This is a genomic window from Streptococcus sp. sy018, from assembly GCF_007859185.1.
In the GTDB taxonomy this organism is placed as follows: Bacteria; Bacillota; Bacilli; order Lactobacillales; family Streptococcaceae; genus Streptococcus.
In genome coordinates, this window is sequence record NZ_VOHN01000005.1 from 77,223 (window position 1) to 84,792 (window position 7,570).

Below are 7,570 nucleotides of genomic sequence, written 5' to 3' on the forward strand. Positions count from 1 at the left end.
CTTTCAAATGATTTTTTCAAAAGATGTTGTCTTTGGTTTGCTTAATGTTTAGAATTATGATATGATAAAAAAGTAACAAATTAAACTCATAAGGAGAGTAATATAATGTCAATTATTACTGATGTTTACGCTCGCGAAGTCCTTGACTCACGCGGTAACCCAACACTTGAAGTAGAAGTTTATACTGAATCAGGTGCTTTCGGACGTGGTATGGTTCCTTCAGGAGCTTCTACTGGTGAGCATGAAGCAGTTGAACTTCGTGATGGTGATAAATCACGTTACCTAGGTCTTGGTACTCAAAAAGCAGTGGACAACGTTAACAATGTGATTGCAGAAGCACTTATTGGTTATGATGTTCGTGATCAACAAGCAATCGACCGTGCCATGATCGCTCTTGACGGTACACCAAACAAAGGTAAACTTGGTGCGAATGCTATTCTTGGTGTTTCTATTGCTGTTGCTCGTGCAGCTGCAGATTACCTTGAAGTGCCACTTTACAGCTACCTTGGTGGTTTCAATACAAAAGTTCTTCCAACACCTATGATGAACATTATCAACGGTGGTTCACACTCAGATGCTCCAATTGCATTCCAAGAGTTTATGATTATGCCAGTTGGTGCACCAACTTTCAAAGAAGGACTTCGTTGGGGTGCAGAAGTATTCCATGCCCTTAAGAAAATCCTTAAAGAACGTGGTCTTGTGACAGCTGTTGGTGATGAAGGTGGATTTGCACCTAAGTTTGAAGGAACTGAGGATGGGGTAGAAACAATTCTTAAAGCTATTGAAGCTGCTGGTTATGAAGCAGGTGAAAATGGTATCATGATTGGTTTTGACTGTGCGTCATCAGAATTCTACGATAAAGAGCGTGGTGTTTACGATTATACTAAATTTGAAGGGCCAGGAGCTGCTGTTCGTACATCAGAAGAGCAAATTGCTTACCTTGAAGAATTGGTTAACAAATACCCAATCATTACAATCGAAGATGGTATGGATGAAAATGACTGGGACGGCTGGAAAGCTCTTACAGAGCGTCTTGGCGATCGCGTTCAATTGGTTGGTGATGACTTCTTCGTAACAAATACAGAATATCTTGCAAAAGGTATTAAAGAAGGTGCAGCTAACTCAATACTTATCAAAGTTAACCAAATCGGTACATTGACTGAAACATTTGAAGCTATTGAAATGGCTAAAGAAGCTGGTTACACTGCAGTTGTGTCACACCGTTCAGGTGAAACTGAAGATTCAACAATTGCTGACATCGCAGTTGCAACTAATGCTGGTCAAATCAAAACAGGTTCATTGTCACGTACAGACCGCATTGCTAAATACAATCAATTACTTCGTATCGAAGATCAACTTGGAGAAGTTGCAGAATACAAAGGTATCAAGTCATTCTACAACTTGAAAAAATAATTGATCATAGAGCTCTCTAATCTTGTTTAGAGAGCTTTTATTGTTTTAATGAGCAATAAAAAAGTCATGCGATTATTTAATAGAGGAGATCCGATGAATAAAATATTAAAGTCAGGTTTATTCAATAGATGTTTAAAATTTTCTATTCGTAAATTGTCAGTAGGAGTTGCGTCGTTAGTGATAGGAGCATTCTGGGTTGGAAGTTCTGCAACACCAACTTTTGCGGATACCGTTACTACAGGGGATTTGACCCATAGTCCTTTGGTGCAATATCACTATGTGACCCAAGATGAGTTGACGGCTGAAGAAGAACAATTGATTCAAAATGGCTTGCCCCAAAATCATGATGTGCATTGTCATAACTACTATTTGGTGTATCGTCCAACGAGCCAAGGTATTCTGCCAAAAACAGCGAGTGAGTCTCTGTCACTTTTGACCATGGCAGGTGAAGTCTTGTTTGTCGTTTTAGGGCTTAGTGTCATTGTAACCAGTAAGGGTAAAAAGGAACGCATAGTTTCTTCGATTATGTTAATTACCCTGTCAGGTACGATTTTCATGCCGAGCATTCAGGCCTTGCAAACTCAAAAATTATCAGCTTATAACCAAGTTTATCAAGTATCTACAGGTGATAAGCTGCCAGAGATTGCTGAAATCCCAGGTTATCAGTATGTTGGCTACATTTCATTATGTGGTTGTCAGGCGAAAGATAGTCAAACCAGTACTCAATTATTACCAGAGTTGCCAGTAGAGCCATCATCAGACGTGAGTCGTGCTTCATCTGTGTCGGCAGTTGATACATTGCCAAGTTCAGCAACTCAAATTGAGGCAACCGGAGAAAGTGTGGTTGAAGAATCTGTGTCAGAAACGGAAGTGCTTCTAGCAGATTCAACAACATCAAGTTCATCAGAGGTTACCCCAGTCGTTAAACCGACTGTTCCAGAGTCATCTAAGTCAGAAACGGTTGAGAGCGAGGTCGTATCAGTTCCATCTTCAACCCAAGCGATTGTTAAAGAAGAAGTGGTGTCAGTTCCATCTTCAACCCAATCGGTTGTTAAAGAAGAAGTAGTGTCAGTTCCATCTTCAACTCATTCGGTTGTTAAAGAAGAAGTAGTATCAGTTCCATCTTCAACCCAAGCGATTGTTAAAGAAGAAGTAGTATCAGTTCCATCTTCAACCCAGGCGATTGTTAAAGAAGAAGTGGTATCAGTTCCATCTTCAACCCAAGCGATTGTTAAAGAAGAAATGGTGATAACAGTTCCAACGTCAACGGAAGTCATTATTAAAGAAGACGTAGTGACAACAATTCCAACTGAATCAACTCTTATTGAAACCAGTGAAACAACGATTTCAACAGAGAATGAAGCAGGTGAAGTTGAGACGTCAGTGACAGAAGTTGAGACAGTGGTGACGGTTCCGACTTCTACAGAAGTAGTGACAGAAGTTGAGACAGTGGTAACGGTTCCGACTTCTACAGAAGTAGTGACAGAAGTTGAGACAGTGGTAACGGTTCCGACTTCTACAGAAGTAGTGACAGAAGTTGAGACAGTGGTGACGGTTCCGACTTCTACAGAAGTAGTGACAGAAGTTGAGACAGTGGTAACGGTTCCGACTTCTACAGAAGCTGTGACAGAAGTTGAGACAGTGGTAACGGTTCCGACTTCTACAGAAGTAGTGACAGAAGTTGAGACAGTGGTGACGGTTCCGACTTCTACAGAAGCTGTGACTGAAGTTGAACCAGTAGAAGAGTCATCGTCGGGTAGTGAATTGCCAACTTCAAGTTCATCATCCGAAGAATCATCATCGAGTAGTGAATTGCCAGTTTCAAGTTCATCGTCCGAAGAGCCATCGTCAAGTAATGAATTGCCAACTTCAAGTTCATCATCCGAAGAGTCATTGTCAAGTAGTGAATTGCCAACTTCAAGTTCATCATCTGAAGAGTCATCGTCGAGTAGTGAACTACCAGTTTCAAGTTCACCATTAGAAGAATCATCGTCGAGCAGTGAACTACCCATTTCAAGTTCATCGTCTGAAGAGCCATCGTCAAGTAATGAATTGCCAACTTCAAGTTCATCATCCGAAGAGTCATCGTCAAGTAGTGAATTGCCAACTTCAAGTTCATCATCCGAAGAGTCATCATCAAGTAGTGAATTGCCAACTTCAAGTTCATCATCCGAAGAGTCATCATCAAGTAGTGAATTGCCAACTTCAAGTTCATCGTCTGAAGAGTCATCGTCGAGTAGTGAACTACCAGTTTCAAGTTCACCATTAGAAGAATCATCGTCGAGTAGTGAACTACCCGTTTCAAGTTCATCGTCCGAAGAGCCATCGTCAAGTAATGAATTGCCAACTTCAAGTTCATCATCCGAAGAGTCATCGTCAAGTAGTGAATTGCCAACTTCAAGTTCATCATCTGAAGAGTCATCGTCGAGTAGTGAACTACCAGTTTCAAGTTCACCATTAGAAGAATCATCGTCGAGCAGTGAACTACCCGTTTCAAGTTCATCGTCCGAAGAGCCATCGTCAAGTAATGAATTGCCAACTTCAAGTTCATCATCCGAAGAGTCATCGTCAAGTAGTGAAGTGCCAGTTTCAAGTTCATCGTCTGAAGAGTCCTCATCAAGTAGTGAATTGCCAACTTCAAGTTCATCATTAGAAGAGTCCTCATCGAGTAGTGAAGTGACTGAGGAACCGGTTGTTAATAAGGAAGAACTTCGTCAATTAGTGGAAGAAGATAAATCCTTAAAAGAAACGGTTCGCTATGCTTATGCAACCTTAGAAGTTAAACAATCCTATGACGAGTTGTTGGTGAAAGCCCAACAATTGTTACTAGATAATCAAGCTACTCAAGAACAGGTTGATGCAGGCTTATTATCATTGAAAGAAGCCATTGAACGATTAAATGGTCGTCTGTATCGAGAACCAGAACTTGTCTTAACAGGTGTTGAGAAGGACGATGATGGTCGCACGGCTACCTTAACCTTTAGCCTGAGCGATGAAGATGGCACCTACCGTAGTGCTCTTGTTAAGGTTTATCAAGAAGACCAGTTGGTTAAAGAAGTTTCAGTATCAGATATTAGTCAGCCCTTGACAGTAGATGGTTTAGCTTATGAGGTTCCTTACCGCTTTGAAACAGCTTTAACTTATGACTTGCGTGATGGGGACCAAACCAAGACTATTTCGCATGACCAAACAGTGACCCTGGCCTTGAAGCAAGAACCAGAACTTGTCTTAACAGGTGTTGAGAAGGACGATGATGGTCGCACGGCTACTTTAACCTTTAGCCTGAACGATGAAGATGGTACCTACCGTAGTGCCCTTGTTAAGGTTTATCAAGAAGACCAGTTGGTTAAAGAAGTTTCAGTATCAGATATTAGTCAGCCCTTGAAAGTAGATGGTCTAACCTATGAGGTTCCTTACCGCTTTGAAACAGAGTTGACCTATGACCTGCGTGATGGAGACCAAACCAAGACTATTTCGCATGACCAAACAGTGACCCTGGCCTTGAAGCAAGAACCAGAACTTGTCTTGACAGGTGTTGAGAAGGACGATGATGGTCGCACGGCTACCTTAACCTTTAGCCTGAACGATGAAGATGGTACCTACCGTAGTGCTCTTGTTAAGGTTTATCAAGAAGACCAGTTGGTTAAAGAAGTTTCAGTATCAGATATTAGTCAGCCCTTGACAGTAGATGGTTTAACCTATGAGGTTCCTTACCGCTTTGAAACAGCTTTAACTTATGACTTGCGTGATGGAGACCAAACCAAGACTATTTCGCATGACCAAACAGTGACCTTGACCTTGAAGCAAGAACCAGAACTTGTCTTGACAAAGGTTGAGAAGGACGATGATGGTCGCACGGCTACTTTAACCTTTAGCCTGAGTGATGAAGATGGCACCTACCGTAGTGCTCTTGTTAAGGTTTATCAAGAAGACCAGTTGGTTAAAGAAGTTTCAGTATCAGATATTAGTCAGCCCTTGACAGTAGATGGTTTAGCCTATGAGGTTCCTTACCGCTTTGAAACAGCTTTAACCTATGACTTGCGTGATGGAGACCAAACCAAGACGATTTCACATGACCAAACAGTGACCCTGGCCTTGAAGCAAGAACCAGAACTTGTCTTGACAGGTGTTGAGAAGGACGATGATGATCGTACGGCTACCTTAACCTTTAGCCTGAGTGATGAAGATGGTACCTACCGTAGTGCTCTTGTTAAGGTTTATCAAGAAGACCAGTTGGTTAAAGAAGTTTCCGTATCAGATATTAGTCAGCCATTGACGGTAGATGGTTTAGCCTATGAGCTTCCTTATCGCTTTGAAACAGCTTTAACCTATGACTTGCGTGATGGAGACCAAACCAAGACGATTTCACATGACCAAACAGTGACCTTGGCCTTGAAGCAAGAACCAGAACTTGTCTTGACAGGTGTTGAGAAGGACGATGATGGTCGCGCGGCTACCTTAACCTTTAGCCTGAGTGATGAAGATGGTACCTACCGTAGTGCTCTTGTTAAGGTTTATCAAGAAGACCAGTTGGTGAAGGAAGTGTCTGTTACTGACGTTAGTCAGCCATTAACAGTAGATGGTTTAGCTTATGAGGTTCCTTATCGCTTTGAAACAGCTTTAACTTATGACTTGCGTGATGGAGACCAAACCAAGACTATTTCACATGACCAAACAGTGACCCTGGACTTGAAACAAAAGCCGGAATTAACCTTAACACAGGTTGAAAAAGATGATGATGCTCGTACGGCGGCTTTGACTTTCGCCTTGACCGACCCAGACGATACCTACCGTAGTACCCTTATTAAGGTTTATCAAGAAGACCAGTTGGTTAAAGAAGTTTCAGTATCAGATATTAGTCAGCCTTTGACGGTAGATGGTTTAGCCTATGAGGTTCCTTACCGCTTTGAAACAGCTTTAACTTATGACTTGCGTGATGGAGACCAAACCAAGACTATTTCGCATGACCAAACAGTGACCTTGGCCTTGAAGCAAGAACCAGAACTTGTCTTGACAGGTGTTGAGAAGGATGATGATGGTCGCACGGCTACTTTAACCTTTAGTCTGAGTGATGAAGATGGCACCTACCGTAGTGCTCTTGTTAAGGTTTATCAAGAAGACCAGTTGGTTAAAGAAGTTTCAGTATCAGATATTAGTCAGCCCTTGACAGTAGATGATTTAACCTATGAGGTTCCTTACCGCTTTGAAACAGCTTTAACTTATGACTTGCGTGATGGAGACCAAACCAAGACTATTTCGCATGACCAAACAGTGACCTTGGCTTTGAAGCAAGAACCAGAACTTGTCTTGACAGGTGTTGAGAAGGACAACTTAACTAAATCACTTAGCTTGTCGTATCAATTAACCGACCCAGACCAAGCCTATGTTAGTGCAGTGGCTAAGATTTATGATGGAGATAGCTTGGTTAAGGAGCTTGCCTTAACGGATTTGAGCCAGCCAGTAAGGGTTGAAGGATTAGATTACAATATCCCTTATACCATTAAGACCGACTTGGTTTATGACCGTCGTGATGGGGACCAAACCAAAACAGATACTTATGAAGAAACAGTTGAATTAACACTTAAACAAGTGGTGTTCAAGGATTTGACTCAAGTGACCCTTTATAAATATGAGAATAATCAGTTGGTTAAACAAGAGACAGCTAGTCCAACGGATGACTTGTCTGCTTATGTGGTCAAATTAGAATCAGACAAGTATAAGGATGTCTATCTCGCTGTGTCTAGCATCACAGAGGATGGCAAGGTTCGTGTGGTTTGGCCAGAATTGGTTCAGGATAAGACAATTGAAAACATTTATCAAGAAGGTTTGGAGCTAACGCTTGGGCAACAAGTTAATAGCACAGATTACAGCCAGTTAGCACAGTATGAGAGTAGTCGCCAAGTAGCTTATCAAAACATTGAGAAATTATTGCCATTCTACAATAAAGAAATCATTTTAGACTATGGTAATAAGGTGTCAGAATCAAGTAAGCTCTACACGACACCACTGGTCAATGTTGTTCCAATGGTGGATAATGCCTTTGTGACGGATTATTATGGTCAACATGAGCAAATCAATCGTTTGATGTTGCACTATAGTGATGACACAGTAGAATATGTGGACTTGACGGCTGGTCAATTCTTCAAGGATAGTCAGG

At 41.6% G+C, this 7,570-nt stretch carries 2 protein-coding genes; both read left to right on the plus strand.

What is annotated here, in order from left to right; all coding sequences use genetic code 11:
* The first annotated feature begins 105 nt into the window (after window positions 1-105).
* The gene (eno, locus tag FRX52_RS05055) at window positions 106-1,413 is read left to right on the plus strand and encodes a surface-displayed alpha-enolase (protein ID WP_146461496.1); all 1,308 of its coding nucleotides are present in this window, start codon (window positions 106-108) and stop codon (window positions 1,411-1,413) included.
* 93 nt (window positions 1,414-1,506) lie between these two features.
* A partial coding sequence (locus FRX52_RS05060) for a ZmpA/ZmpB/ZmpC family metallo-endopeptidase-related protein (RefSeq protein WP_186603361.1) occupies window positions 1,507-7,570 on the plus strand: 6,064 nt, incomplete at its 3' end.

Coding starts and splice junctions, on each gene's coding strand:
- eno (WP_146461496.1), top strand. CDS start 106: ATGTCAATTATTACTGATGTTTACGCTCGCGAAGTCCTTGACTCACGC.